The sequence below is a fragment of the Streptomyces sp. NPDC060002 genome, assembly GCF_042737245.1.
Classification (GTDB): Bacteria; Actinomycetota; Actinomycetes; order Streptomycetales; family Streptomycetaceae; genus Streptomyces.
Genome location: NZ_JBHWUW010000020.1, coordinates 116622 through 142137, shown reverse-complemented (window position 1 = coordinate 142137; position 25516 = coordinate 116622). Strand labels below are relative to the sequence as shown.

Below are 25516 nucleotides of genomic sequence, written 5' to 3'. Positions count from 1 at the left end.
CAGGATCTCCGGGCGCGCCCCTCACGCGTGCGTCCCTCGTGGCTCAGCTGCCGGTGTCCGCCTTGCGGACCGACAGGAGGTCCTCCAGCTGTTCCTCCCTCGCCTGGGCGGCCACGAAGAGCAGTTCGTCGCCCGCCTCGAGGGAGTCCTCGCGGGTGGGGGTCAGGACCCGGGTGCCGCGGATGATGGTGACCAGCGAGGTGTCCTCCGGCCATTCCACGTCGCCGACCTGGGTGCCGGCCAGGGCCGACTCCTCGGGGAGGGTCAGTTCGACGAGGTTGGCGTCGCCGTGGCTGAAGCGGAGCAGGCGGACCAGGTCACCGACGCTCACCGCCTCCTCGACCAGGGCCGACATCAGACGCGGGGTGGAGACGGCCACGTCCACGCCCCAGGACTCGTTGAAGAGCCACTCGTTCTTCGGGTTGTTCACCCGGGCGACGACGCGCGGGACGCCGTACTCCGTCTTGGCCAGCAACGACACGACCAGATTGACCTTGTCGTCGCCGGTCGCGGCGATCACGACGTTGCAACGCTGGAGGGCGGCCTCGTCGAGGGAGGTGATCTCGCAGGCGTCGGCCAGCAGCCACTCCGCCTGCGGGACGCGCTCGACCGAGATGGCGGTCGGTGCCTTGTCCACGAGCAGGACCTCGTGGCCGTTCTCCAGCAGCTCGCCCGCGATCGAGCGGCCGACGGCGCCGGCTCCGGCAATGGCGACCCTCATCAGTGACCGTCCTCCTTGGGGCCCTCGGCGAACGAGGCCTCGACCTTCTCGACCTCGTCGCTCCGCAGCATCACGTGCACCAGGTCGCCTTCCTGGAGCACCGTCTGGGAGGTGGGCAGGATCGCCTCGCCGAGGCGGGTGAGGAACGCCACGCGGACGCCCGTCTCCTCCTGAAGCTTGCTGATCTTGTGGCCGACCCAGGACGGGGCGGCGTGCACCTCGGCGAGCTCGAGGCCCCCGGTGGGGTCGCGCCACAGCGGCTCGGCGCCCGAGGGGAGCAGCCGGCGCAGCATCTGGTCGGCCGTCCAGCGGACGGTGGCGACGGTCGGGATGCCCAGGCGCTGGTAGACCTCGGCACGCCGGGGGTCGTAGATGCGGGCGGCGACGTTCTCGATGCCGAACATCTCACGGGCCACCCGGGCGGCGATGATGTTGGAGTTGTCGCCGCTGGACACGGCGGCGAAGGCGCCGGCCTCCTCGATGCCCGCCTCGCGCAGGGTGTCCTGGTCGAAGCCGACTCCGGTGACCCGCCGGCCACCGAAACCGGAGCCCAGTCGTCGGAAGGCGGTGGGGTCCTGGTCGATCACGGCGACCGTGTGCCCCTGTTGCTCCAGGGTCTGCGCGAGGGCGGAACCCACCCTGCCGCAGCCCATGATGACGATGTGCACGACCGTCCTTCCGAGGTCAAGAAGTCAAGAAGTCAATAAAAATTCTGGCCTGGCTTTGAACAGGGTCTCAGACCGTCGACCAAGCTACACACGTGCGGTCGGCGCAGGGCACCCCCGTGCACGCTTTGCGTGATCAGCGGCGGCTGATGCTCCAGAGACTGAGGAAGGTAAGGATTCCGAGGCCGACGAGGGTGCCGACGGCGCCGATGATCTCCGCGGTCGTGTGCATGGACCCTCCAAGGGGGCGGCAGCGGGCGGGGATTGTCATATAGACATGGGGATCGGCGCGGTCGCGGAATCCGCAGCGCGGGCATGGCCGATTTCACCCGGGAGGCAGACGTGGCACGCCATCACCCGGCTGAGGCCGGGGGAGGGTGGGCGGTCCCGTGTTCGAAGGCCTACGATCCTCTGTTGTGTCCAAACTGACCGACGTGCCCAAACGGATTCTGATCGGGCGCGCACTGCGCAGTGATCGGCTCGGAGAAACGCTCCTGCCGAAGCGCATCGCCCTGCCCGTCTTCGCTTCCGACCCGCTGTCCTCCGTGGCCTACGCGCCCGGGGAGGTACTGCTGGTCCTGTCCATCGCGGGCGTGTCGGCCTACCACTTCAGCCCCTGGATCGCCCTCGCGGTCGTCGTGCTGATGTTCACGGTGGTCGCCTCCTACCGGCAGAACGTCCACGCCTACCCCAGTGGCGGTGGCGACTACGAGGTGGCCACCACCAACCTCGGCCCCAAGGCCGGCCTGACCGTCGCGAGCGCGCTGCTCGTCGACTACGTCCTGACCGTCGCCGTCTCCATCGCCTCCGGCATCGAGAACCTCGGCTCCGCGATCCCGTTCGTGGTCGAGCACAAGGTGGCCTGCGCGGTCGCCGTGATCGTGCTGCTGACGCTGATGAACCTGCGCGGCGTCAAGGAGTCCGGCAAGCTCTTCGCCATCCCCACCTACGTCTTCGTCGCCGGCGTCTTCATCATGATCGCCTGGGGCGCCTTCCGCGGGCTGGTGCTCGACGACACCATGCGGGCGCCGACGGCCGAGTACACGATCAAGGCCGAGCACCAGGGGCTGGCCGGCTTCGCCCTGGTCTTCCTGCTGCTGCGCGCCTTCTCCTCCGGCTGTGCCGCGCTCACCGGTGTGGAGGCGATCTCCAACGGCGTCCCCGCCTTCCGCAAGCCCAAGTCGAAGAACGCGGCGAGCACCCTCGCGGCGATGGGCCTGCTGGCCGTCACCATGTTCTGCGGCATCATCGTGCTGGCCCTGTTCACCAAGGTCCGGATGGCCGAGAACCCGGCCGTCGACCTGCTCAAGGACGGCACCGCGGTCGGCGCCGGATACGTCCAGAACCCGGTGATCACCCAGGTCGCCGAGGCCGTGTTCGGCAAGGACAGTTTCCTCTTCCTCGTGCTCGCCGCCGCCACGGCCCTGGTGCTGTTCCTGGCGGCGAACACCGCCTACAACGGCTTCCCGGTGCTCGGCTCGATCCTCGCCCAGGACCGCTACCTGCCCCGCCAGCTGCACACCCGCGGCGACCGCCTCGCCTTCTCCAACGGCATCGTGCTGCTCGCCGGGGCGGCCATGCTGCTCGTCGTCATCTACGGCGCCGACTCCACCCGCCTGATCCAGCTGTACATCGTCGGCGTGTTCGTGTCCTTCACGCTCAGCCAGATCGGCATGGTCCGGCACTGGAACCGCCTCCTGGCGACCGAGACCGACCAGCTCAAGCGGCGCCACATGGTCCGCTCCCGCGCGATCAACACCTTCGGCGCCTTCTTCACCGGCCTGGTCCTGGTCGTCGTCCTGGTCACCAAGTTCACGCACGGCGCCTGGGTCGCCCTGCTCGGCATGGTGATCTTCTACGGGACGATGACCGCCATCCGCCGTCACTACGACCGTGTGTCCGCGGAGATCGCCGCTCCCGACGGCCCCAGCGACGACACCGTCCGGCCCTCGCGCGTCCACTCGGTGCTGCTGATCTCCAAGATCCACCGCCCGACGCTGCGCGCCCTCGCCTACGCCAAGCTGATGCGCTCCGACACCCTCGAGGCGCTCACCGTCAACGTCGACCCGGCCGAGACGAAGACGCTGCGCGACGAGTGGGAACGGCGCGGGATCGACGTACCGCTGAAGGTTCTGGACTCGCCCTACCGCGAGGTCACCCGGCCGGTCATCGAGTACGTCAAGAGCCTGCGCCAGGAGTCGCCGCGCGACGCGGTGTCGGTGATCATCCCGGAGTACGTGGTCGGCCACTGGTACGAGCACCTGCTGCACAACCAGAGCGCACTCCGGCTCAAGGGACGGCTGCTGTTCACGCCGGGCGTCATGGTCACGTCCGTCCCCTACCAGCTCCACTCCTCCGAGGTGGCGAAGAAGCGGGCCCGCAGGCGCCAGGAGTGGAACGCTCCGGGTGCGGTGCGACGCGGTCCCCTGCAGGAGGGGCGCCCGAAGGAATCGTCGGGCTCCGGTTCCGGCAGCGCCCCGGGTTCCTCGAAGCCGGACGCGAAGAACTGACCCTCGCGCGGGGCGGGCGTTCGCCCCCCCGCCCCGGCGCATGGTGAACGGCCGGACGACAGCCACGTAGACTGGTGGGCTGTTGTCCGGCCGTTCCTCGTTCGACGTTGTGGAGTCACCCCGCCATGCAGGAAGAACCGAAGAAGTCGCAGGCGGTGTCGCTCGTCGGGCAGGAGTACGAGGTCGAGATCGGCCCCGTCGCCCACGGCGGCCACTGCATCGCCCGGACGGAAGCCGGCCAGGTGCTGTTCGTCCGGCACGCGCTGCCCGGCGAGCGGGTCGTGGCCCGGGTGACCGAGGGCGAGGAGGGGGCCCGGTACCTGCGCGCGGACGCGGTGCAGGTGCTGGAGCCGTCCAAGGACCGGGTCGAGGCACCCTGTCCGTACGCCGGACCCGGCCGCTGCGGCGGCTGCGACTGGCAGCACGCCAAGCCGGGCGCCCAGCGCCGCCTCAAGGGCGAGGTGATCGCCGAGCAGCTGCAGCGGCTCGCGGGCCTCACGCCCGAGGAGGCCGGCTGGGACGGCACCGTGATGCCGGCCGAGGGCGACAAGCTGCCGCCCGGCCAGGTGCCCGCATGGCGCACCCGCGTCCAGTACGCGGTCGACGCCGACGGCAACGCAGGCCTGCGGCGCCACCGCTCTCACGAGGTCGAGCCGATCGAGCACTGCATGATCGCGGCGCCGGGCATCAGCGAGCTGGGCATCGAGGACCGCGACTGGTCCGGGATGGTGTCCGTCGACGCGATCGCCGCGACGGGCTCCCAGGACCGCATGGTCATCCTCGAGCCCCGGCCCGGTGCCCGCCTCCCCCTCGTCGAACTCGACAAGCCCGTCTCCGTCATGCGCGTCGAGGAGCACGACGGCGGCATCCACCGTGTCCACGGCCGGGGGTTCGTCCGCGAGCGTGCCGACGGCCGGACGCACCGCGTCGGCAGCGGCGGCTTCTGGCAGGTCCATCCGCAGGCCGCCGACACCCTCGTCAAGGCGGTCATGCAGGGCCTGCTGCCGCGCAAGGGCGACATGGCGCTCGACCTGTACTGCGGCGTCGGCCTCTTCGCGGGAGCCCTCGCCGACCGCATCGGTGACAAGGGCGCGGTCCTCGGCATCGAGTCCGGCAAGCGCGCCGTCGAGGACGCCCGGCACAACCTCGCCGGGTTCGAGCGGGTGCGGATCGAGCAGGGCAAGGTCGAGGCCGTACTCCCGCGTACCGGCATCACCGAGGTCGACCTCGTCGTCCTGGACCCGCCGCGCGCGGGAGCGGGCAAGAAGACGGTCGAGCACCTGGCGTCCCTGAAGCCGCGCAAGATCGCGTACGTGGCCTGCGACCCGGCGGCCCTCGCCCGCGACCTGGCGTACTTCCGGGACGGGGGCTACAAGGTGCGGATGCTGCGGGCGTTCGACCTGTTCCCGATGACGCATCACGTGGAGTGCGTGGCTATTTTGGAGCCTGCGGACAAGGGTGTCTGACCTGCTGTTTTGTAGTCCGGGTGGGTCGCTCGACCTGTTTTCCTCTGTGTAGAGGGTCGGGCAGACGCACTGCTTGTTCAAACTCGCCTGACCTGCGGTTACAGGGTGTGGCGGGGTTCGTACGCCTGATGTCGGCGACGTGCATTCGCCACTCTTGACGCTCGAATGACGCTCGGTTCGTGAGACTGAAGCAGGGTCGCGTTGCTTGGCCCGCCAGGGGCGAGTGGGGCCGGCGGGTTTGCCCTCGTTCGCGAGGCGTCGGCGTGACTGTCGCCCACGAGGGACAGCCGGCAGCCGGCTTACGCAAAGGGCGCAAGCCGGTGATCGGTCGTAACTTCTTCCGGCCCCCATCGGTGACGACGGAGCGCATGCCGGAGGAGTCTCACAGCCACTCCCGGGCCGCCCGGTCGCAGACGCCCAGGACGTCACCCGCACGGACTCGGCGCGACTCGTGCGCGGCCGTCCCGGGCGCTCCGATCCTCTTCAGCCGCCGATGGGCGTGACCCCTGAGGGAGCCGGGGCCAGTCGGTACCCGCCGTCCTCGCGTCGCACGTGTCCGGCGGTCGGCGGCGGGAAGTGGCTCCCCAGCAGGAGAGTTGACGTACCGGCCAGTGAGCCGAGCACCTGGTTCCGGGTCCTGGCCGCGAGTTCGGGAGCGACGTCCACACAGCTGCAGAGCTCCGGATGCGCCATCTGGACCGGGTGGTGGATGCTGTCGCCGGTGACCAGTGCGGTCTCGCCACGGCTGCTCAGTTCCACCGCTACCTGCCCCGGTGTGTGGCCGGGGGTAGGCAGCAGACGGATGCCCGGCGCGACGTCCGTGCCCTCGTCCGCGACATCGATGAGGTCGAACAGACCTGCTTCCCGGACGGGATGGACCGAGTCCCGGAACATCTGTCGACGCGCCTCCTCCATGTCGACACCCGCCCAGTAGTCCCACTCGGTGCGTGAGGTGAGATAGCGCGCGTTCGAGAAGGTGGGCACCCAGGCGTCGCCCTCGGCACGCGTGTTCCACCCCACGTGGTCGGCGTGGAGGTGGGTCAGGACCACGACGTCAACGCTCTCCGGCGCGAAGCCCGCCGCCCGTAGCCGTGCTTCGTAGTCGCTGTTCAGGTTGTGCCAGGCGGGGTTGGAGCGCCGCTTCCCGTTTCCGATGCCGGTGTCCACCAGCACCCGCATGCCGTCCACCTCGACGGCGAAGCTGTGACTCGCCAGGCGCAGGACGCCTTGTTCGTCGACGAATTCGGGGCTCAGCCAGGGAGTCCGGCTCACGAGGTCGGTGGTTGCCCCGGGCAGCAGCCACGGACCGGTCTGGGCGGGCAGGACCACTTCGTCGATGCGTCGTACGGTGTGGTTGCCCACCGTCCAGGAAGAGGCGGGGGGAGTAGTGGACCTGGTCGTTTGCGATGAGGTGAACACGAAGAGCTTCCTTACCTGTGATGGGTCGCGAGGACGGAGATGTCCGGGGCGGGTGTGTCCGGTGAGGCGGATGTCTAGTTGCTCGTTGCCGGGCGGGAGTGGGCGTCGTCCGCAGACGGTGTCCGGCGCCGACTGCGCGGCGGCGCGGTCAGCGTCGAGACTGCGACGGTCGCCAGTACGGCCACGCAGCCGGCATGGGCCAGTGCTGCCGCACGCGGTCCGAAGCCGGCGGTGAGGGCGCCGGCGCCGATGGCGGGCAGACTCATCGCCAAGTAGCTGAGTACGTAATAGGAGGCGAGTGTGCCGCTCTTCTCCCGGGCCGGTACCGAGTCGACGACCGCGCGCAGCGCACCCTGGGAGACAACTCCGAAGCCGAACCCGGCCGGCGCCGCCCCGGTGAAGACAGGTACGGGGAGATTGAGGGCACCCAGGGTCAGGACGGCTGCCGGAATCACCGCGCAGCTCCCAAGAGGAAGCGGAGACGTCGGGACGCATCCTGCGCGTGAAGTACACCGTCGGGGCGGCGACGGCCGTCAGTGTGAAGAAGACCAGGCAGCCGGCGTATTCGGGTCCGTCGGAGGAGATGAGCCGTGTGAAGCCCGGCCCCAGGGACGAGTAGAAGCCGCCGAGTGCCCAGACGGCGACGACGCCGGCGCCGTTGAGCAGGAGAGCGTGGGCGGCCGCCGACGGCAGCGCCAGGTGGGGCCGCGTCGAGCGCAGTGCTCCGGGACGGCGGCGGACGGTCTCGGACGTCGAGACCAGGGCGATGGCCTGCGCGGCGAACACGGCGATCAGGGCCGCGTACACCGTGATCGCCGGAACGGGGGCGAAGCGCACCATGAGGGTGGCTGCCAGGACGCCGGCCGCCATGCCCGTCACCGGCGCGATGCTGTTGGCCAGAGCGGGGCGCCCCGGCCGGGCGGGGTCGTCCAGGTCGAGGAGAGCCGCACCTGCTGCGCTGGTCGCCGCGCCGGTCGCGATGCCCTGCAGCACGCGGGCGCCGATCAGGGTGGTCGGGCCGTCGGCCGTCGCGAACAGTGCTATGAAGGCGACCTCCGGTCGTCAGCGGTGCGATCAGGAGTGCCAGAGCGTAGGCGCTGGAGACCACCGTGATGTCGAGGGCCGACAACTGCCACTGAGCCTGGTAGTGGGGGTACAGCGGGGTCGGCGCGCTGGATGCGGCGAGCAGCGCGATGAGGATCGAGGTGTGCAATGCGAACGGCAGGCGTCCGGATGGGGAGGTGCGGGGAGGCGTGAGGCCCGCGGGGACGCTCTGCATGAGGCTCCTTCCCGCACTAAAAGCGATTGGTTTGCTTTAAGGCACCGTAGGTCCTGCGATCGACTAAAGCAAATGATTCGCGTTTACGGTGGTCGGAGGTCCTCTACAAGCCCCGGCCGGTCGCGCCGCACAGATCCGGAAGGAAGCCATGACCGGCGAACTCACCCCTCAAGAGGCAGCCCGAGGGGCGCTGCGGGCGAGGCTCCCCCTCGGGGACGGCCGACATGAAGAAGTGGCCATGACGGCCAACTACATCCACTCCGTGATCAGCACGTTGCGCGAGCTCGATTTCGGCGAGACCCCTCCCGCGTCCTCCTGCCGAGCCGGGCAGGAGAACGCCGGTGCAACCGTTTGAGCTGTCGCTGGTCGAAGCCTCCCGGCCCTCACCCTGCCGGTCGGTCACGACCGCGCCGGACTGCCGATCGGTATGCAGCTGATGGCGCGCCCCTTCCACGACGCGACGGTGCTCCGTGTGGGCCGGGTCTACGAGGAGTCGGTGGCCGGCGCGGGGCGCCTTGCTCCCCTCGCTGCCTGAGGGAGGGCGTTCCAGCCGACATGCGGTTGCGTCGCCGCAGGGGCGTCCGCCGTGCTCGGGCACCCGGATACGTAGCCCTGCGGGTCGCCGACGCCGGCCATCGGCTAGAAGCAACAAATTCGCATTAAGGTGGAGGTCATGAGTCCCAGGCCCATGGCCCGCCCCGGCGGGCGCAGCGCACGCGTACAGGAGTCCGTCCATGCGGCGGTACGTGAACTCGTAGGGGAGGTGGGCCGCGACGCGCTCACAGTCCCGATGGTGGCCACTCGGGCGGGCGTGACCCCCTCCACGATCTACCGTCGTTGGGGCGACCTGCAGGAACTCCTGTCCGACGTGGCCGTCGAACGACTGCGCCCGGAAACGGATCCGGCCGATCTCGGAAGCCTGCGGGCCGATCTCGACGCGTGGGCGGAACAGTTCCTCGACGAGATGGCCTCGCCGCCCGGGCGTGCCTACATCCGGGACGCCCTGCTCGGCGACCCCGACGGCACCAATGCCGGTCAGTGTTCGGCGTATGCCGCAGAGCAGATCGACGCCGTGTTGGCCCGTGCGGTGCAGCGGGGGGAGCCGGTACCCGAGACGGAACTGCTGATCGACCGTGTCGTGGCGCCGATCATGTACCGCATCCTCTTCCGCCCTGGCCGACTGGACGCGGCATACGCGCGCGAGCTCGTGACGAACGCCGTGTACGCCCTGCAGATCGAGGCCGGCGCTCGCCCCACCCAGGCCGCCGCCCCGTGGCGCTCGAAGAAACCCGACAGCTGACCACTTCGCTCGTCGGGCGGTCTGGCCGCTGGGCCGTGGAGGCCAAAGGCCGGCTGTACTGGCAGGGGTCCTGAAATCCCCAGCAATGACCGACCCCAGGACATAGCCCTGGGGCGTGACGCCCGTTTGACGCTCCGTTCGCACGAAGGACCCTACGACCTGCGGCCGGGGCTGCTCGGCCTCCTTGGCACGGTGCGGGGCGTGCTCAACTCCAGTGCTGCCTTGCGCACATGGGGTCACTACGCCATGACCCGGACCTCCCTCGCAGACTGCTGGCGGGACACCGGGCCGCTGGGCGGCGATGACCTCAGGTCCCTCGCGGCAGCGGTGGAACGCGCGCGGCCACCCCGGCGAGGCGGCTTAAGGCCTCACCGCTCCGATCACCGTGTACACAGCGGTCGGACCGAGGCTTCGCCGGTTCCCTGGGGCCACGGAACTTCTCAGGGGAGTGGGGTACGCCGCGGCAGTGTGCAGGGCGAACGTGGCGCTCGCAGATGTCGTCCAAGGCGACAGCGACCAGGGCCTGTTCGAGAACGGCTCCCGGATCACTGTCGACGACGCCTTCGAGGGCGGCGGCGTGTGGCGTTCCCATCATCCCGGTGCTGCGGAAACACCCGGAGATCCCCTGGCCCCGGCTGGACGCGGATGGACATCCACGCGGCCCGCGCCATCGGAGCCGGAAGAGGAACTGGACCCGGTCGATCTGCCCCTCGCCGACGACGCATCCCTCGGCACCGGCTTCTCCGAGATGGTCGGCCTCGGCATCCTCGCGCCAAACCACGACGGCCTGGGCTGGCACCTGCGCGGCCCCAAGGCCCTGCGCATGATCGGTACCTCCCACGAGGTGGAGGCTCGTCTGCTCAGGGCCGAACACGACTGTGAACTCCAGGAGAGCATCGTGCAGGAGGGCCGCCTCGAGCTGCCCGACGGCCGGCCGGCTCCGCTGACCAACACCCAGCTCGACGACCTTCTGGGCGAGCGGTCCAACCGGACCAGAGTCGTCTTCGGCACCTCCGCCACCGGAGTCAAGGACGTCGCCCACACCTTGCGTACGATCGCCGGACCGATCGACGGCTGGACGCTGCCGCCCGTCGGCAGGCCCAGCGTCTACAAGCAGGAGCTCGTCGGCGGAAGGCCCCGCGAACGACGTGTCGTCATCAGTGACTTCGTCAACTACCGAGATTCGGTGCGGCCGGAGGCTTGCCGGGACGCCGTCGACCAGGCCGAGGCGCTGCTGCCGGCCACCCCGGGGGTCACCCGCGCGGTCGTGCTTGTCACCGACCCCACCCAACTAGCCTTGTGGCACGCCCTGCTGACCGGAACCGAACCCACCTCGGCCGCCCCGGTGGTGCTGCGCCGTCATGACCGCCGCAGCCTGCGCGGCTGGGCCCAGCGTGTCAACATGTTCCACACGGAGGACCGCCTGGACCGTCTCCAGGACCTCACCGGCGGCTGGCCGCTCCTGGTCGACCGGGCCCACAGCCTGCACGGCGAACTGGGCGACCCCGACGAGGTGTTGCGCCGCTTGGCAGGACTCCGCACGGACCGCGCCGAGGCTCGCACCTTCGCCGAGGCGACCGGCGAGTACGCGGACCCGCTGCTTGCCGCTGGATACCGGGCCCTCGATGACGAGTTCAACAGCCCGTTCGATTTGGAGGGCGCGGTGACCGCTGTGGCGCTCAAGATCGAGGACGAGGACGAGGACGAGGCGCGGTGGATCGTGAACTGCCTCGACACCCTGCAGGTTCTCGACAGTGACAACACCCAATTGCGCCTGGAACCGGTGCTGCACCAGTGCGTGGTGCCAAGCCTGTGACAGTGAGGACGCCAGTCCGGCCGCCCGTGTGTCCGGGCGGCCGGTCGCCTTGCCGGTAACCGTCCAGCCATGGCGAGTTACATTCTGGGCCATGCGGTCTCGAGGGCAGGCGGATACAGTTCTGCGCTGGGGCCGTCCTTTGACGGGCCCGTCCGGCTGACCGTCGTCCGGGCGATACGTATCGGCGCGCGCTGCCCTGTTCGCGCCGACTTCCCTCCGGCCGAGGCCCTGGAGGCTGGATCCATAGGGACGCACGAGGAATGAGCTCAGTTCATCACCCGTACCGAGGGGGCGGCAGTTCGCCGGGTGTAATTGGCGCGACCAGCTCGCGACTGAGTGCTTCCCACCTGCTCATTCTCGGCTTTGCTCGAATCGTTTGAGTCTCTGATCCGGTCCGGATGCGATCAGTCGATGTGCGGATCGTCGGACTCTTCGAGGAGGCGGGTCGCGAGGTTGTCGGCCCACTCCACAGCCCAGGCGCGGAGAGCGGTGATGGTGGCGTCATCGATCCCGTAGGCGGCGAAGGCTTCGTCGTCGGTCCACTCGGCGCCCGTGAGGTTCGCCTGCAGATCCTCGCGCTCGAAGCGGCCGCGGGCATGGCGGCGGCCGAACTCCTCGAGCTCGGCATTGGTCCAGCGGCGGGAGGCAGCGAACACGTCGATCAGGTCGCGGGGCGCTCCGCGGTCGGCGAGGGCGCGGACCTTGGTCCCGATCACGTCTTCCTCCGCGAGGACGGGCCCGTACGGGCTCTGGGCGACCGGCCGCCAGAAGATCTCCTTGAGGATGTCGACTTCGCATTCCTGCCCGGTGGCCGGGTCGGTCACGGTGAAGCGGGCGGACAGCGGAGCGGTCTCCAGCGCGTGCACCTTCCAGCCGTGGGCTTCCAGGCCGGCGCGGAGCGCAGCCGCGATGTCTGCCATGGGTGCCGGGTTCTCGGTGGCGACATCGAGGTCCTGACTCGGGCGGCTGACGAGGTGGTGCGCCCGTACGGCGTACCCGCCGGTGAGGACCAGGGGGTACGGGGAACCGAGCGCGATCACATCCGCCAAGAGCCGTGTGTGCAGCTCCGGCATGTCCGTCACGCGGCTGCCCGGGTACGGGAGGCGAGCTGAGGGAAAGCGTCTTCCCATACGGCGCGCACGGTGCGGCCGACGAGGGTGCGCAGCACCGGCCACAGCTGGAGGAGCAGGTCCTGGTTGAGGTAGCGGGGCAGGTCTTCGTGCAGGCCCTCGTGCAGGACGGTGCGGTACAAGCCCATACGCTGGCGCGGCTTGCCCAGGTCGTATGAGGTCATCCCGGACCAGGCCATGTGCAGCGGCAGATCCACGACACCGTGGATCGGTCCGTGCAGCTCGTCCAGCGACTCCGGCAGACGGCCGCGGAACTTCTCCCGGTACAGCGCGAGGTCCTCGGCGTCCGCGCCCGAGATGTCCCTCGGGGCGGGTGCGGGGTGCTGTGTGCTGGAGGGCATGACTCCATTATGGCGGCCGGAGACGTTGCGAGGGGCATGATGTGCGAGCTGACGTCCGGAGCGGGGGCGGATCCCCGGTGAACTGGTTGCTGCAGTCTGCTCAGCGCTGGGCAGGACGGACTCTCGGCCTTGACGCTCGTTTGACGCTCCGGGTGTCTGCATGAAGGGCGATGAGTCGATAAAATGGCTCTGACCAGGGCTTTTCTGGGAAGATCGTCTACCGGGTCGACTCCGGCACCGCGTGACGGCTGGACCGTTCAGTTCCCTGTGTCAGCAGGGGAAGCCAGTGTGGGCGCGTCCAGGGCCGGCCTCGGATGCCGCGACGCCGAAGCGACACCGGATCCGTTGGGTGGGACCACTCCACCAGGCAGAGACCGCCGATCCATGGATAAGCCGTCCTCTCCCGCCCCTGCGCGGGCGTCCCTACGGTCGAGGCTGCGGGCGCTCACCGGCCCGCCGTACCGAAGGAGCAAGACCCTCATGAAGACGACCGGCAACACGATCCTGATCACCGGCGGCACCTCGGGCATCGGCCTCGGTCTGGCCCTGCGTCTGCACGAGGCCGGCAACAAGGTGATCGTCGCCGGCCGGCGCAAGGAACTTCTCGACGAGATCACGGCCGAGCACCCGGGCATCGACGCGCTCGTCCTCGATGTCGCGGACCTCGACTCGATCGCCCGGGCCCGTGAGACCGTGGCGGCGAGCCACCCGGGGCTGAACGTCCTGGTCAACAACGCCGGCATCATGCTGCGGGAGAACCTCCTCGACCCGGCCGGACTCCCGATCGCCGAGGATCACGTCGCGACCAATCTGCTCGGCACGATCCGGATGACGTACGCCTTCCTGCCCCTGCTCGTGGGCAAGGACGACGCGGTCGTCATGAACGTCACCTCCGCGCTGGCGTTCGTCCCGTATCAGAGCACCCCGACCTACGGCGCGACCAAGGCCGCGCTGCACTCCTTCTCCGAGAGCCTGCGCATCCAGCTCGCCGGCGCTGACGCCGGCGTCCAGGTGATCGAGGTGGTACCGCCGGGCGTGCGCACGACCCTGCTGGGCCAGGAGGACAGCGACCACGCCATGCCGTTGGACGACTTCCTCACCGAGGCTCTCGGCCTGTTGCGTGAGAAGCCCGACGCGAAGGAGATTGTCGTCGAGCGCGCCAGGTTCATCCGCGACGCGCAGGCCAACGGCTCCTACGACGACGTCCTCGCCATGATCACCAACAGCTGACCGACCTGTTATTTCCGACGGGAAGCAACAGCACGCGAGCGCCGTCACACGGCGAACCTCGTCGTGTAGGCCAGGCCGGGCGACGAGGTTCGGGGTTCGTCCAAAGCGTCAGGCGTCCTCGACGGGGACCGTCGCCGCAGGCCGTCTTCCATGCCGACGGCCTGCGGCGTACCGCCGACAGCCGGTGAATTTCCCAGCGGGTCATGCAGGGGCAGGTGATCATCGGGTCGTCTCGCTGCGCGCCCTCGCGTCGGCCGTACGAGCGGCTTCGCGCGGGTGGGAGAGGACTGCTCAGCCATGGACCGGCGGTCTCTGGATAGCAGGGTGGGATGCGGCGAGGATGGGTGGCATGGACAAGAAGGAACTGGCGGAATTTCTGCGGCACCGGCGTGAGATGTTGCGGCCCCGCGACGTCGGGCTGGTCGAGGGTCCGCGCAGGCGTACGCAGGGGCTGCGCCGCGAGGAGGTCGCCCAGCTCGCCGGCATGTCCACCGACTACTACGCCCGGCTGGAACAGCAGCGTGCTCCGCAGCCCTCCGTCCAGGTCACCACGGCTCTCGCCCGGGCACTGCGGCTGACGCTGGACGAACGCGACCATCTCTTCGTCCTCATCGGCCACAACGCCCCGGCCCGTTTCCTGCGCTCGGAGCATGTCAGCCCGACGTTGATGCGGGTCCTGGACCGCCTGGACGACACCCCGGCCCTGGTGCAGACCGACCTGCTCGACACCCTCGCGATGAACCCGCTGGCCGTCGCGCTGCTCGGCGACCAGACCTTTCCTCGCTCTCGACTTCGTTCGAGCGGGGGGACCCCCATCACCGGTCTGGCCCGTAGCGGCTACTACCGCTGGTTCATGGACCCGGCCGAGCGTCTGGTGTATCCCGAGGAGGTCCACGAACACCACGGCCGCGCCCATGCAGCGCGCCTGCGGGCCGCGCTGACAGCCGGCAGCGACACCCCCCGAGCCGCCCGGATCCTCGCCGAACTCCAGGAACACAGCCCCGAGTTCGTCCGCATGTGGGAACTTCAGGAAGTCGCACAGAGCTACGACGACTGCAAGACCATCCTCCATCCCGAACTCGGCCGCATCGACGTCGACGCCCAGCTCCTGTACACCGAGAACCGCGCCCAGACCCTGGTGGTGCTGACCACTCGCCCCGGCACGGAGAGCCACAGCAAACTCGAACTGCTCTCCGTCATAGGGCACCAGCAGCTCACCCCCTGACGTCCTGGACCGGGACCGGGCCGGGCTCGGCGCGGGGTGGGCCGGCCATGGGCACCCTGGAATGGTGCAGCCCGCACGGCTTTTGCTCTGCGCGCTACGGCCAAATATGTCGGCCCCCTGCGCTGTCCGGGCTCCGCGCTCAGGCCGCCCATTTGACCGGACGCTGCCTCCGCTTTACTCTCGAATGCGTACGGAGGCAGCATCCGTTTTGATGCGGCAGCAGGATCACGGCAGGCAGGAGGGCGCATGAGCGCCGGTGAACAGCGGGGACGCAAGCCCCGCGCGGACGTCCAGCGCAACCGCGCGGCCCTCCTGGAGACCGCGCAGCGTCACTTCCTGCAGCACGGGGTCGGCACCTCCCTCGAAGCGGTGGCCAAGGAGGCGGGCGTAGGGCCCGGCACCCTGTACCGGCACTTCCCCACCCGGGAGGCGCTGCTGGCGGCCGTGCTGCAGACGCGCTCCGAGGAGCTGGTGGCCCGCCAGGCGGACATCGAGCGACTCGGTGACCCGGCCGAGGCGCTGGAGCAGTGGCTGCGGGCGATGGAGGAGTACTTCAGCGCCTTCAGCGGGTTGCCGGACCCGCTCATGGCCGCGGCCCGGGCGCAGGAGCCGGACAACCCGCTCACCATTCCCTGCGACATCCTCATCACCGCCACCGACCAGTACGTGCGAGCAGCGCAGCGCGCGGGGCATGTGCGCGCGTCGGTGCGGGGGAACGACCTGTTCCTCGCGGCCTGCTCCATCGCCTGGATCAAGGGCACCGGTACCGAGGAGGAGTCGCTCGACCGGCTCCGCACACTCATCGCGAGCGGCTACCGCCAGCAGGACACCCAGGCGTAAATCGCCAGGCACCCCGCTCCGCCCCCCCGCGACACCAGGCGGCACCACCACCCATCCATCACATCGTGCTGCCCTCAGGGGCGGCACAACCTAGCAAGGGACAAATCATGAAAATTACTGTCATTGGCGCCGGTGCCATCGGCGGGAACCTCGCTGCAAAGCTCAGCGCGGCGGGTCACGACGTCCAGGTGGCCGACGCCCGCGGCCCCGAGGCCGTCCGGGCGGAGGTGCTGGAGTCCGGGGCCCGCGCGGCGGACCTCTCCGACGCCGCCGTCCAGGGCCGGGACGTCATCGTCCTGTCGATCCCGTTCGGGGTGGCGGGCCAGCTGGTGGACCTGTTCGCGTCGGTGCCCGAGGAGACGGTGGTCATCGACACCTCGAACTACTACCCCGGCGTGCTCAGCGAGCCGATCGAGGCGGTGGACAACGGCCAGGTGGAGAGCGTGTACACGGCCGAGCTGCTCGGCCGCCCCGTGGTCAAGGCGTGGAACGCCGCGCTGGCCGAAACCCAGCGGACCAAGGGCGTCCCGGCCGGAACGCCCGGCCGCCTCGCCATCCCCGTCGCCGGCGACTCCGAGGAGGCGCGGAAGGTGGCCATGAGCCTGGTGGACGACACCGGCTTCGACCCCTACGACGCCGGCACACTGGCCGACTCCTGGCGCCAGCAGCCGAACAGCCCCGCCTACTGCACCGAACTGACCCTCGACGAGCTGCCCGCGGCCCTGGCCGCGGCCGACCGCGTCAAGGACGCCCGCATCCGCGACAGCTTGCCGGAACGCTTCGCCGCCCTCCCGGCCAACCCCACCGTCGACGACGTCGTCGAGATGAACCGCGCCGCCCACCGCTGAGACACCCGACGCGGCACTCGTGCACGCAACGGACACGAGAGCGGCACCGCCGGCCCGCCACGAACGAAGACGAACACGAAGAGCGCACGGTCCCCCGCGCTGCGGACTGCAGCTTCGGCACGCCGCTGCCTGCGAGCATCCGCAAGCCTCTGGAGAAGCAACCGTGACAAGCCGGCAGATGGTCCTGGGAATGCAGTTCAGCGGCGGATACGGGGCCGCACCGGGGGCCTGGCGGCTGCCGGGTGCGAACCTGAACAGCTACACGGACATGGACCAGTTCGTACGGTACGCGCAGGCCGCCGAGCGCGGCAAGATCCAGCTGCTGTTCATCGCGGACACCCCGGTCCTGGACGTCGACCTCGACCACCATGCCCCGCACCACATGATCGACCCGCTGCTGATCCTGACCGTCCTCGCGCGCGAGACCGAGCGGATCGGCCTGGTCACCACCGCCTCCACCACGTTCACCGAGCCCTACAATCTCGCTCGCCAGTTCAAGGCCCTGGACGTGATCAGCCACGGCCGGGCCGGCTGGAACGCGGTGACCACCTCCGACCCCGCCGCCGCGGCCAACTTCGGCGCGACGATCCCGCCGCGCGCGGAGAAGTACGAGCGTGCCCACGAGGTCATCCAGATCGTGCAGGGGCTGTGGGGCAGCTGGGAGAAAGACGCCTGGCTTCTCGATATCGACGGCAAGCGGTTCGCCGACATGGACAAGATCCGGCCGGTCAACCTGCAGGGCAAGCACGCTGCCTCCCGCGGCCCGCTGCCCATCCCCCCGTCCGAGCAGGGCCAGCCGGTCATCTTCCAGGCAGGCGGCGGCAGTTACGGCCTGGAACTCGCGGGACGTTACGCCAGCGGCGTCTACGCCAACCCGTACACCGTCGAGGACGCCCGGGCCCAGCGCCAGGCACTGCGGGACGCCGCAGGGCACGCCGGACGCGACCCGGACGAGGTGAAGATGCTCGCCGGCTTCATGCCGACCATCGCCTCCTCCCGACAGGCCGCCCTGGAACGGCGCCGCTTCCTGGACGAGGTCGTCGACCTGAACCAACGCGTCCGCTACCTCGGTGCCATGATCGGCCTCCCGCTCGACCCCGCCCAGCTGGACGAGCCCCTGACCGCGGACCAGCTCGCCGACGCCGTACCCGGCCCGCACGACCCACGCTCCGCCCGCGCCCTCGAAGTGGCCCGGGAAGGCTGGACCCTGCGCGACGTGCTCGCCCACGGAGTCATCGACTACCACCCGGTGGTCGCCGGCACCGCCGCCGACGTGGCCGACCACATGCAGCAGTGGTTCCAGGCAGGGGCCTGCGACGGCTTCTCGATCGCCATCGACAGCTACCACGACGGCTTCGACGCCTTCGTCGACCAGGTCGTCCCGATCCTGCAGGAACGCGGCCTGTTCCACGACGACTGCGAAGGCCCCACCCTGCGCGAGAACCTCGGCGCCCATGAGCAGTACGGCCTCGACCCGCGCCTCACGAAGCCGGCCCGGTCATGACCACCACCGGAATGGTCGGAGAGGGTGCCTCGTGAGCGGACATGGGACAGGTTCGCGGCCGGCAGGTGAGTTCCTGGCTGGCGGGGCGGCCGGCGCCGCGTCGCGACGGTGCCGGTGTCCGCCCTTCGCCCCCGTTGCTGACCCCTTTCCTACCTACTGACTTCTTGGCTCCTGTCCTGGTCGGCATCGTAGGCAGCTTGGAGATCCGATCCCGCCCGACCGTGATCAGTCGATGTCCCGGAGGCAGGCTCCGCTTCGTCAAGCGGAGGCCCGTCTCGCACAGGGCGGAGCCGACGGACGGGGAACGGGCCCGGTCGGAAGGTGCGGTCGGCCAGTCATGCCGCGGGCCGTGGCGCACTCGCGCGCGGCCCGGGCCGTGCCCTCGTCGACGCGTACGTTCAGCTGGGTCTTCGCCATACGCTCAACGCCTGCCACCGCCCAACCGGATGTCCTTGTTCCAGGCGTTGCTCCTGCCGTTCGCCCCCGTCTTGCAGACGTTGTCGTAGCAGCGCCAGAACCAGGTGCCGTTCGTTCGGCGGCGCAGTTCGATGCTCGTGCCGCCGCAGCGGGCGCACTTCGGGGGGCGGGTGAACAGCTCGGCGTGCTCGTGCTCCAGGAGCTTGCGGGCGAAGTGGCCGCCGCGCATCGTCAGCATGACTTCGCGGGTCCAGCTCTGCGAAAGCGTATTGAGGCTGCCGATCATCACCGTCTGCTCGTCGATCACCGCGATCTTCTGATGCATGACGTTCACCAGGGTGACGGTGTCGACGACGGACCGTAGGTCCGCGATGAGGCTCTGATTGTCCGGGCGGCCTTGGAGCTGGTCGGTGTCGTCGCGGATGAACACACTGACCCGCACGCCGCGTTCGGCCGCGTCGCGCAGGAGCGGCAGGATGCCTCGTACCCGGTTCGCCACCCATGGCGCCCACAGCCATAGAGAAGCCCGGGCCTTGCGGATCTCGTTGTCGAACGTACTGAAGAAGGTCGTCTCGTCGTCGATGCCTGTTACTTCGACATGCCGGGCCAGCACGTCGGAGAGGGCGGAGCCGAAACCGCCGAGGGCCCGTTGATCCTCGTGCGGTGGGGTGATCAGGTGGCTGGCTCGCAGCCGCCGTACGCCAGGGGTGTTGACCAGCCCGGCCAGGTGCGTGAAGACCCTGCCGTCCTTGGCGGCCTGGATGCGCTCCCAGCTGCCGATGACGTAGAGGCGGGTCTGGACGCGGGTGGCCGCGACGTTGAACAGTCGCACGCCGTTCCGCGCCCAGTCCGAGGCACCCGGCTCCCGGTGCGCCAGCGACATCCACAGGTCCTTGCCGTCGGCGCCCTCGACCGTGTCGAAGACGACGACCGGGAACTCCCGGCCCTGGAAGCGGTGCGCCGTGCCCACCTCCGCCAGCGGGCCGCCGTCGCTCTCGACGTCCAGCAGCGCCTCCAGGGTCGCCTCCGCCTGGGCGCCGTAGGGCGTGACGATGCCCGTCTCCTCGCCCTTTCCGCGGTGGTACTCCACGAGCGCCCTGGCGATGAGTGACCCGGCCGGCCACCAGCCGCTGCGGCGGCCCGTCAGATGGGGCCTGGCCAGTTCGTGCAGTCCGTCGGTGTCGACGATGACGATTTCGGGATCGTCGGGTGGTCTCGGTGCCGCGGTCTGTTTGCCACCTCGCAAGATCCCTCCGTACGCGAGCGCGTTGGCCAGCCGCATCACCGCCGGACCGAAGCGGTGCTGCTCGGTGAGGGTGACGCAGGCCGGATGCCGTTGGGCGTCTCCCGGGTCCCGGATGCCGCAGTGCTGGAAGACGTCCGGGAGCAGCCAGCGCTTGACGTCGGGGCGGTCGAGATCCTTGAGCTGCTCTTCGATGACCGGGCCGAGCTGCATGAAATCACCGAGCAGAACGGCAGTGCGGATCGCCTTCGCCGTCGCGAGGATCACCTCGGGAAGCGTTGCCGCGCCCGCCTCGTCGACGAGGACGACGTCGTACGGTCCCTCGAAGACCGCCTTGTTGGTGCGGAACCGGGCGAGAGTTGTCGCGACCAGCCGGGCGCTCTTGATGATCTCGCCCTGGGCATTGCGGGCAAGGCGTTCGTACTCCTCCTGGACCTGCTGGAACTCCTCCTCAAGCGTTGACCGGCGGGCGGTGTCGGCGGTCACCTGCGGGCGTAGACGATCGGCGCGTGCGTGGCGGGCCGGCCAGTCCTGCCGCTCGGCGAGGGCGGTGAGCGCCGTCGCCTCCTGGGAGCGGGCCACAGCCTGTTCCAGTTCGGTGACCTCCTTGCGATGGTTGGCCACGAGCTCCAGCGCCGACCGGTAGGCGGACTGCGCCGAGGCGAGTGCCTGTTCCAAGGAGGTGATCTGCCGCGGGGTGTGGGCGATACCGGCCATCAGCTCCGTCAGCTTCTTCTCCAGTGCGGTGACGTGAGCGTTCGCGGTGGTGCGCGCGGCCCGTGCCGCACGGTGTTCCCGGACTACGTCCTCCTCCGTGATGGCCAGTTGCTCGCGGAGCTCCTGCCGCTCCTCACGGGTGCGCCAACGTGCTACGGCCCCCTTGGCGTCGAGTTGCCGCAAATCGTCCTGCAGATCGCGGAGATAGTTCTCGGCCATGAGGGCATCGGCTTCTTTGCGATCGGCCGCCCTGAGGACGCGTGACTGTTCCTTTCGGAGAGTGTCGACCTCGGTCCACTTCCGGCGTGACTCCTCCGCGGCATCCCTGCGCCGCTGCGCCGCCACCGCTGCCCTCTCTGCCGCCTCCCGTACAGCCACTGCCTCCTCCACGAGGGCCGCTGCCGTCGCCACCCGGGCACGCAGCGAGGCCGCGTCCTGCCCGGGCGTGCGGAGGATTTTCAGCGCGTCGTAGTACCCGGCCGGATCAAAGCGCACGAGAGAAGCGTCCAGTGCCGTCAATTCCGCCGCGCGGGTCCGGATGTCCACCAGCGCGGCCTCGATCCCGCCTCGGCGCTCAGCCGTTTCGGCCAGGCGCTCGCGAACCATGAGCGGCAACGACACCTCAGGGTTGTCGGCGACCTCCCGCAGCTGCGGAGGGCCGACGCGGACGATGTCACCGGGGCCGTGCCGGTTCTCCTTCACCACACCCAACAGCGCGTTGTCCACCGCTATGTTCGTGGCGGAGACCAGCAGGACCCGGTCGCCACGGCTGATCAGGTCACCGATGGCGCGCTTCAACACGGTCGTCTTGCCGGTGCCCGGCGGGCCCCATACGAGATGCACGCCCTCGCCGAGGCAGGTGCGGTAGGCATCGGCCTGTGCGGGGTGGAACCCCGGGGGGTTCGGATCCGACGAGGACGGACCGCCGATGGAGCCGCCGGCCAGGGCGCTCGCCAGCGGAGCCTCGCCCAGCCCCGCGATGCCGTCGCGCAGAGCCTCGACGAGGAAAGTCGGCGGTTGCTTGAGCATCCACAGACAGGCGTCCGTGACGTCGGCGAACTCGGCGACCTTCAGGGTGAGCAGGGAGCCGTTCTGCACCGTTTCCGAGACGGAGAAGCCGTTCGTCTCGATGCCGTCCGCCTCCGGCCCCGCGAGTCGCAGACCGTCCAGCTGGTCCGGCCCGATGTCCGAGCCGCGCAGGTCGACTGCGTACCAGCCGTCCTCCCCGGTGCGGACTGCGCGCCCGACCCGCTGCCAGCGCGGCCGTTTACCCGTACCCCCCATGATCGCCAACAGTTCGCCCAGGGCCGTAGCGATCTCCTCACGCCACCCCACCCGTCGTCGCCCCCACTCTCGTCCCCCAGCAGGTTCCGCGCCGAAGACCGCCCAGCTCTCCGGTCCCGGAGGAGCCCGACGCAGAATCGTCCCGCGTTCGAGTTGTCGAACCTGTCGACCCTGGTGTCAGTTATGGGGATCCATGGAGCGCAGTAGCTCAAGCAGTCCCTGGGCCGGCAGCAACTGGTCCTCGGTGACGGGATCCGGGCTGAAGTGCATCAGGCCGTTGCGGAACTGTCGGCATTCCTCCAGTGCGGCCAGGAAGTGCTCCTGGTCGATGGCCCAGCCCAGGGCGGCCCAGTTCTCGGGAACCAGGAACAGGTGCTTGTACGCCCCGAACGTGAGATTGGCGGCCGAGTTCACCTGGGAGGCACGCCTTGGGGGGACCGTCGCACGGATGCGGTCGAGCGGGATGCACCGGTCGACCACGCGCCGCAGACGCTGCTCGATCTCCTCGACGAGGACGAACGGGCGCACGCGGGTGCCGAACTGGACGGTCAGGTCGGAGGCGGTGACCAGGCCGCAGACCTTGTGGTCATGGTCGCGCACGAGGACATATCCGGACTGCTGGACGGTACCGATCCAGTCGAGCAGGTCGTCCGACCGGTCCGCCTCCTGTCCCCTGACCGTGGCGGCTTCGAGGTTCGCCCGGGGATCGGCCATGTGGGCGCGTCCGATCGACTCCCAGCTGACGACGCCCTGCAGCCGCCCGTCCGCGTCGAGGACGGGGAGCTGGCTGTAGCCGCGCAACACCATGATCGTCATGGCGGTGTTGAGGCTGTCGCCGACCCTCACCGACTCGGGCATGCGGTTCGCGGATTCGAGGTTGCTCACGCGGTACGCGACGGCCTGCGTCTCGGCTTCTCCGCCGTCCCGGTCGACGAGGCGCTTCACGGCGTCGTACGCATCGCCCAACAGGTGCGACGCGGCCGTGGTGCTCGTCGTGAGCCGGGTCACCGCGCTGGTTCCCGCCTCGTCGGGCTCGGCGCCGCCCGCCAGTACCGCGATCTTGCTGTCGATGCTGCCCTCCGTGAAGGGCGGCACGGTCACCAGACCTCGCTCGTCGAGGTCGTTCCTGATCTGCTCGACGGCGGCCGGATACCGGCGCTGAACGCCCCAGACGGCGAGGAAGTCCCGGATGGACAGAGTGAGCGGTTCGTCGGAGGCACGGCGGCGCACCTCCTCGTACAGCTTGGTGGGCTCGGTCAGGCCGGCGGCGAACTCGTCGGCGTCGGGGCGGCCCGGGTCGGGCTTGCCCTCGGCCAAGGCGGCTATGCGCTCCGCCGCTCCGAACCTGCTGAGTTCGAAGACGGTCAGCAGCGAGCCCATGCTGTTCTGGAGGTCGGACTGGATCGACTGCCTGTCGACGTCCTTGACGAGCCACTCCACCCGCCGGACGTGACGCAGTCCCTCGGGGGCGTCCGCGCGGTGTTCGTAGTCGCCCGCCACGCGGCCGACGGCCACCTTCCATGACTTCAGGGGGAGTACGACGAAGTCCCCGGGCTGGATCTCATGGACGAAGCGGTAGAGCTGGCCGGTCCAGTTCCCGACCGTGTACGGGCCCTCGTCGGCGTAGGCGGCGGCCACCGCCGCCTTGATGTCGTCCCGTGTCGCGGTGCCGGTCAGATCCCCCAGTTCGACCCACCCGGCCAGCAGCATGCCCTCTTCCAGGGCCGCCTGCTCCCGCTCCCCGTTCGCTCCCGCCCGTACCACCCAGGCCCGCATTCCGCCCCTCCCCGTATGAACACACGCATGATCGCGTAGCGTGACCCTATCGCAGCAAGTAGTCAACTGGCTTGCTGAGTAAGGGATTTGAAAATCGCTGCTGCTGATGTTCCGGTCACCTCCTGTCGCGTGGCGCAACGCCATAAACTGATCAACAGCAGCACGGCCGGGGCGGGAGCCGTGACGTGAGCGTGGGGGTACGAGAGCGCCGATGAAGCCACTGGACAGCGATACCGATCCGCCTGTGGTCGGACCGTTCGAGCTTCTGGCGCGGCTCGGGGCGGGTGGCATGGGCGTCGCCTACCTGGCCCGCAGGATTCCCCTGGCAGGCCTCCCGGACGAGCTGGCCGCGGCGTATCACCTGGTCGAGCCCGACGAGGGCGCGGACGCCGCCGAGTCCGGGCTCGCCGTGGTCAAGATGATCCAGCCGCATCTGCTGGACCAGGCTCAGGCCCGCGAGCGGTTCGCCATGGAGATCGACGCCGTACGGGCCGTCGTCAGCGACCGGGTTCCGGCACTGGTCGCGGCGGACCCGGAGGCCGGCGAGCCCTGGTTCGCCATGGACTACATCGCAGGCCCCGACCTGCACACCATGGTGAAGAAGTCCGGCACCTTCGCCGTCGGTCCCTATGCCGCGCTCGGCCTGGCCCTCGTCGACGCCCTCCGCGCGATCCACGGCACGGGGTTGCTGCACCGCGACCTCAAGCCGAGCAACGTCGTCCTGGGGCCGGACGGGCCCGTGGTGCTGGACTTCGGCCTCGCGGTCCTGGTCGAGCGGCAGTCCAGCCAGGCGCTCACCAAGACCGGTGACCGCATGGGCACCCGCCCCTACATGCCCCTGGAACAGCTCCGGGACACCAAGCACGTCAAGGAACCCGCTGATGTGTACGCGCTCGGCGCCACCCTGTTCTTCGCGCTGACGGGGAGGCCGCCGTATCCGGACGTCCCGCTGCCGTCATCTCCCAAGTGGGACGGGATCGACACGACGTTCCTTCCGCTGCTCGCCCAGATACTCGTCGCCGCGCCGGGGCAGCGCCCGAAGCTCGACGCCGTCGAGACGAGTCTGCTCACCCTGCTCGCCGAAGCGGACCTGACGCCCGAGCTGGCGACGGAGCAGCTCAGGACGCTGGTGGGCACGTGCGGTCTGGTCCCCGAGCTGCCCCAGGGGGCCCTCGCCGATCACGCCGATCCGGCCGTGCGGGACCTGGCCCAGAAGGCGGTCGACGAGGGCGCCGCACCGGACGCTCCGTGGGGTGAGGGCGCCGCCAACGACCTCTCGGACGGTGGCGCCGGTTTCTTCGGCATCGTCGACACCGACGAGATCGAGAGGGCGGAGGACGCAGCCGCCGAGGCAGCCGTACCGGGGGGCTACACACCGACGGTGGTCGACGCCCCCGAGGCGCAGCCCGCGGAACCGGCCCCGCCGCCCGAGCCCGCCGATGCCACGCCGCAGGCGGAGCCGAAACCGACTCCCGCCACCAGCTACCCCCTTCAGCCCCCGCGGCAGGCGGAGGGGCCGCCGCCTCCCGTCCCGCCGCCGGCCCCGCCCCGGGGCGCCCTGCGTGTCGCGGAGCGCCTGCGGCGGGCGTATGCGCACAGCCGGGACCTGTAGCCCGTGAGGGGGTAGGACGGAGCGTCAAGGGCGCGGTGCACGCCGTCGCAAGCCCGCTTCGCCCTCCTGCCCGGTCCCGTGTACTCCACGGTCGCCGTTTTTCAAGAGGTCCCGCCCCACCTCACCGGAGCCTAGGCTTCGGGGTAACCCGTGCCCGTGCCACCTGCGGCATC

18 protein-coding genes and 2 pseudogenes are annotated in these 25516 nt (G+C 69.8%); 11 read left to right on the top strand and 9 right to left on the bottom strand.

Annotated features, from left to right (window positions below):
• Window positions 1–43: 43 nt before the first annotated feature.
• The gene (locus ACFWBD_RS19800; RefSeq protein ID WP_351759548.1) at window positions 44–721 is read right to left on the bottom strand and encodes a TrkA family potassium uptake protein; all 678 of its coding nucleotides are present in this window, start codon (window positions 719–721) and stop codon (window positions 44–46) included.
• On the bottom strand, window positions 721–1389 hold the full coding sequence (locus ACFWBD_RS19795; protein ID WP_385668124.1) for a potassium channel family protein: 669 nt from the start codon (window positions 1387–1389) through the stop codon (window positions 721–723). Before ACFWBD_RS19795 ends, ACFWBD_RS19800 begins: the two co-directional genes overlap by 1 nt.
• Window positions 1390–1802: 413 nt before the next feature.
• Here ACFWBD_RS19795 and ACFWBD_RS19790 point away from each other — a divergent pair, with 413 nt between their 5' ends.
• Window positions 1803–3896, top strand: coding sequence for an APC family permease (locus tag ACFWBD_RS19790; protein WP_385668122.1), 2094 nt, complete (start codon window positions 1803–1805; stop codon window positions 3894–3896).
• 125 nt (window positions 3897–4021) lie between these two features.
• A complete protein-coding gene (locus ACFWBD_RS19785; protein WP_385668120.1) occupies window positions 4022–5362 on the top strand; it encodes a class I SAM-dependent RNA methyltransferase in 1341 nt (446 codons plus the stop codon).
• A gap of 483 nt (window positions 5363–5845) precedes the next feature.
• Here ACFWBD_RS19785 and ACFWBD_RS19780 read toward each other — a convergent pair whose 3' ends face one another.
• Entirely contained in the window at window positions 5846–6724 is an 879-nt protein-coding gene (locus tag ACFWBD_RS19780; RefSeq protein WP_385668118.1) for an MBL fold metallo-hydrolase, read from the bottom strand.
• Window positions 6725–6855: 131 nt separating this feature from the next.
• Window positions 6856–7236: a hypothetical protein gene (locus tag ACFWBD_RS19775; protein ID WP_385668116.1), complete on the bottom strand. Its 381-nt coding sequence runs from the start codon at window positions 7234–7236 to the stop codon at window positions 6856–6858.
• A 1206-nt stretch (window positions 7237–8442) separates the two neighbouring features.
• Here ACFWBD_RS19775 and ACFWBD_RS19770 point away from each other — a divergent pair.
• From ACFWBD_RS19770 to ACFWBD_RS19760, 3 genes and pseudogenes are all read left to right on the top strand, one after another.
• A pseudogene (locus tag ACFWBD_RS19770) lies at window positions 8443–8595 on the top strand (Asp-tRNA(Asn)/Glu-tRNA(Gln) amidotransferase GatCAB subunit A); the annotation flags it as partial.
• 138 nt (window positions 8596–8733) lie between these two features.
• Entirely contained in the window at window positions 8734–9360 is a 627-nt protein-coding gene (locus tag ACFWBD_RS19765) for a TetR/AcrR family transcriptional regulator (protein WP_385668114.1), read from the top strand.
• Between the two features lie 481 nt (window positions 9361–9841).
• Complete coding sequence (locus tag ACFWBD_RS19760) at window positions 9842–11176, top strand: hypothetical protein (RefSeq protein WP_385668112.1); 1335 nt, start codon at window positions 9842–9844, stop codon at window positions 11174–11176.
• Between the two features lie 404 nt (window positions 11177–11580).
• Here ACFWBD_RS19760 and ACFWBD_RS19755 read toward each other — a convergent pair whose 3' ends face one another.
• Together ACFWBD_RS19755 and ACFWBD_RS19750 are read right to left on the bottom strand one after the other, a co-directional pair.
• Window positions 11581–12249, bottom strand: a complete 669-nt coding sequence (locus ACFWBD_RS19755) for a nucleotidyl transferase AbiEii/AbiGii toxin family protein (RefSeq protein ID WP_385668110.1) — start codon at window positions 12247–12249, stop codon at window positions 11581–11583.
• Between the two features lie 5 nt (window positions 12250–12254).
• Window positions 12255–12647 (bottom strand): hypothetical protein, encoded by a 393-nt coding sequence (locus ACFWBD_RS19750; protein WP_385668108.1) that lies wholly within the window; start codon window positions 12645–12647, stop codon window positions 12255–12257.
• A 480-nt stretch (window positions 12648–13127) separates the two neighbouring features.
• Here ACFWBD_RS19750 and ACFWBD_RS19745 point away from each other — a divergent pair, with 480 nt between their 5' ends.
• From ACFWBD_RS19745 to ACFWBD_RS19725, 5 genes are all read left to right on the top strand, one after another.
• Window positions 13128–13877, top strand: coding sequence for an SDR family oxidoreductase (locus ACFWBD_RS19745; protein WP_385668106.1), 750 nt, complete (start codon window positions 13128–13130; stop codon window positions 13875–13877).
• A 349-nt stretch (window positions 13878–14226) separates the two neighbouring features.
• A complete protein-coding gene (locus tag ACFWBD_RS19740) occupies window positions 14227–15102 on the top strand; it encodes a helix-turn-helix transcriptional regulator (RefSeq protein WP_385668104.1) in 876 nt (291 codons plus the stop codon).
• A 246-nt stretch (window positions 15103–15348) separates the two neighbouring features.
• Window positions 15349–15942: a TetR/AcrR family transcriptional regulator gene (locus ACFWBD_RS19735; RefSeq protein ID WP_385668102.1), complete on the top strand. Its 594-nt coding sequence runs from the start codon at window positions 15349–15351 to the stop codon at window positions 15940–15942.
• Between the two features lie 107 nt (window positions 15943–16049).
• Window positions 16050–16790: an NADPH-dependent F420 reductase gene (locus ACFWBD_RS19730; protein ID WP_385668100.1), complete on the top strand. Its 741-nt coding sequence runs from the start codon at window positions 16050–16052 to the stop codon at window positions 16788–16790.
• A 163-nt stretch (window positions 16791–16953) separates the two neighbouring features.
• Window positions 16954–18294, top strand: coding sequence for an NtaA/DmoA family FMN-dependent monooxygenase (locus tag ACFWBD_RS19725; protein WP_385668098.1), 1341 nt, complete (start codon window positions 16954–16956; stop codon window positions 18292–18294).
• A 333-nt stretch (window positions 18295–18627) separates the two neighbouring features.
• Here the strand turns inward: ACFWBD_RS19725 and ACFWBD_RS19720 are convergent.
• The 3 genes and pseudogenes from ACFWBD_RS19720 to ACFWBD_RS19710 form a co-directional block, all read right to left on the bottom strand.
• Window positions 18628–18711: pseudogene (locus ACFWBD_RS19720) on the bottom strand (toxin-antitoxin system HicB family antitoxin); the annotation flags it as partial.
• A 4-nt stretch (window positions 18712–18715) separates the two neighbouring features.
• Entirely contained in the window at window positions 18716–21955 is a 3240-nt protein-coding gene (locus tag ACFWBD_RS19715) for an AAA domain-containing protein (protein ID WP_385668096.1), read from the bottom strand.
• 177 nt (window positions 21956–22132) lie between these two features.
• Window positions 22133–23731: a CBS domain-containing protein gene (locus ACFWBD_RS19710; RefSeq protein WP_385668094.1), complete on the bottom strand. Its 1599-nt coding sequence runs from the start codon at window positions 23729–23731 to the stop codon at window positions 22133–22135.
• A gap of 211 nt (window positions 23732–23942) precedes the next feature.
• On the opposite strand from ACFWBD_RS19710, the gene ACFWBD_RS19705 reads away from it, so the two are divergent.
• A complete protein-coding gene (locus ACFWBD_RS19705) occupies window positions 23943–25343 on the top strand; it encodes a serine/threonine-protein kinase (protein WP_385668092.1) in 1401 nt (466 codons plus the stop codon).
• Window positions 25344–25516: the final 173 nt, after the last annotated feature.

Excerpts from the sequence above, each read along its gene's own strand:
- ACFWBD_RS19710 (WP_385668094.1), bottom strand. The coding sequence starts at position 23,731 with ATGCGGGCCTGGGTGGTACGGGCGGGAGCGAACGGGGAGCGGGAGCAG.
- ACFWBD_RS19745 (WP_385668106.1), top strand. The coding sequence starts at position 13,128 with ATGAAGACGACCGGCAACACGATCCTGATCACCGGCGGCACCTCGGGC.
- ACFWBD_RS19750 (WP_385668108.1), bottom strand. The coding sequence starts at position 12,647 with ATGCCCTCCAGCACACAGCACCCCGCACCCGCCCCGAGGGACATCTCG.
- ACFWBD_RS19740 (WP_385668104.1), top strand. The coding sequence starts at position 14,227 with ATGGACAAGAAGGAACTGGCGGAATTTCTGCGGCACCGGCGTGAGATG.
- ACFWBD_RS19730 (WP_385668100.1), top strand. The coding sequence starts at position 16,050 with ATGAAAATTACTGTCATTGGCGCCGGTGCCATCGGCGGGAACCTCGCT.
- ACFWBD_RS19715 (WP_385668096.1), bottom strand. The coding sequence starts at position 21,955 with ATGGGGGGTACGGGTAAACGGCCGCGCTGGCAGCGGGTCGGGCGCGCA.
- ACFWBD_RS19705 (WP_385668092.1), top strand. The coding sequence starts at position 23,943 with ATGAAGCCACTGGACAGCGATACCGATCCGCCTGTGGTCGGACCGTTC.
- ACFWBD_RS19735 (WP_385668102.1), top strand. The coding sequence starts at position 15,349 with ATGAGCGCCGGTGAACAGCGGGGACGCAAGCCCCGCGCGGACGTCCAG.
- ACFWBD_RS19800 (WP_351759548.1), bottom strand. The coding sequence starts at position 721 with ATGAGGGTCGCCATTGCCGGAGCCGGCGCCGTCGGCCGCTCGATCGCG.
- ACFWBD_RS19765 (WP_385668114.1), top strand. The coding sequence starts at position 8,734 with ATGAGTCCCAGGCCCATGGCCCGCCCCGGCGGGCGCAGCGCACGCGTA.
- ACFWBD_RS19755 (WP_385668110.1), bottom strand. The coding sequence starts at position 12,249 with ATGCCGGAGCTGCACACACGGCTCTTGGCGGATGTGATCGCGCTCGGT.
- ACFWBD_RS19785 (WP_385668120.1), top strand. The coding sequence starts at position 4,022 with ATGCAGGAAGAACCGAAGAAGTCGCAGGCGGTGTCGCTCGTCGGGCAG.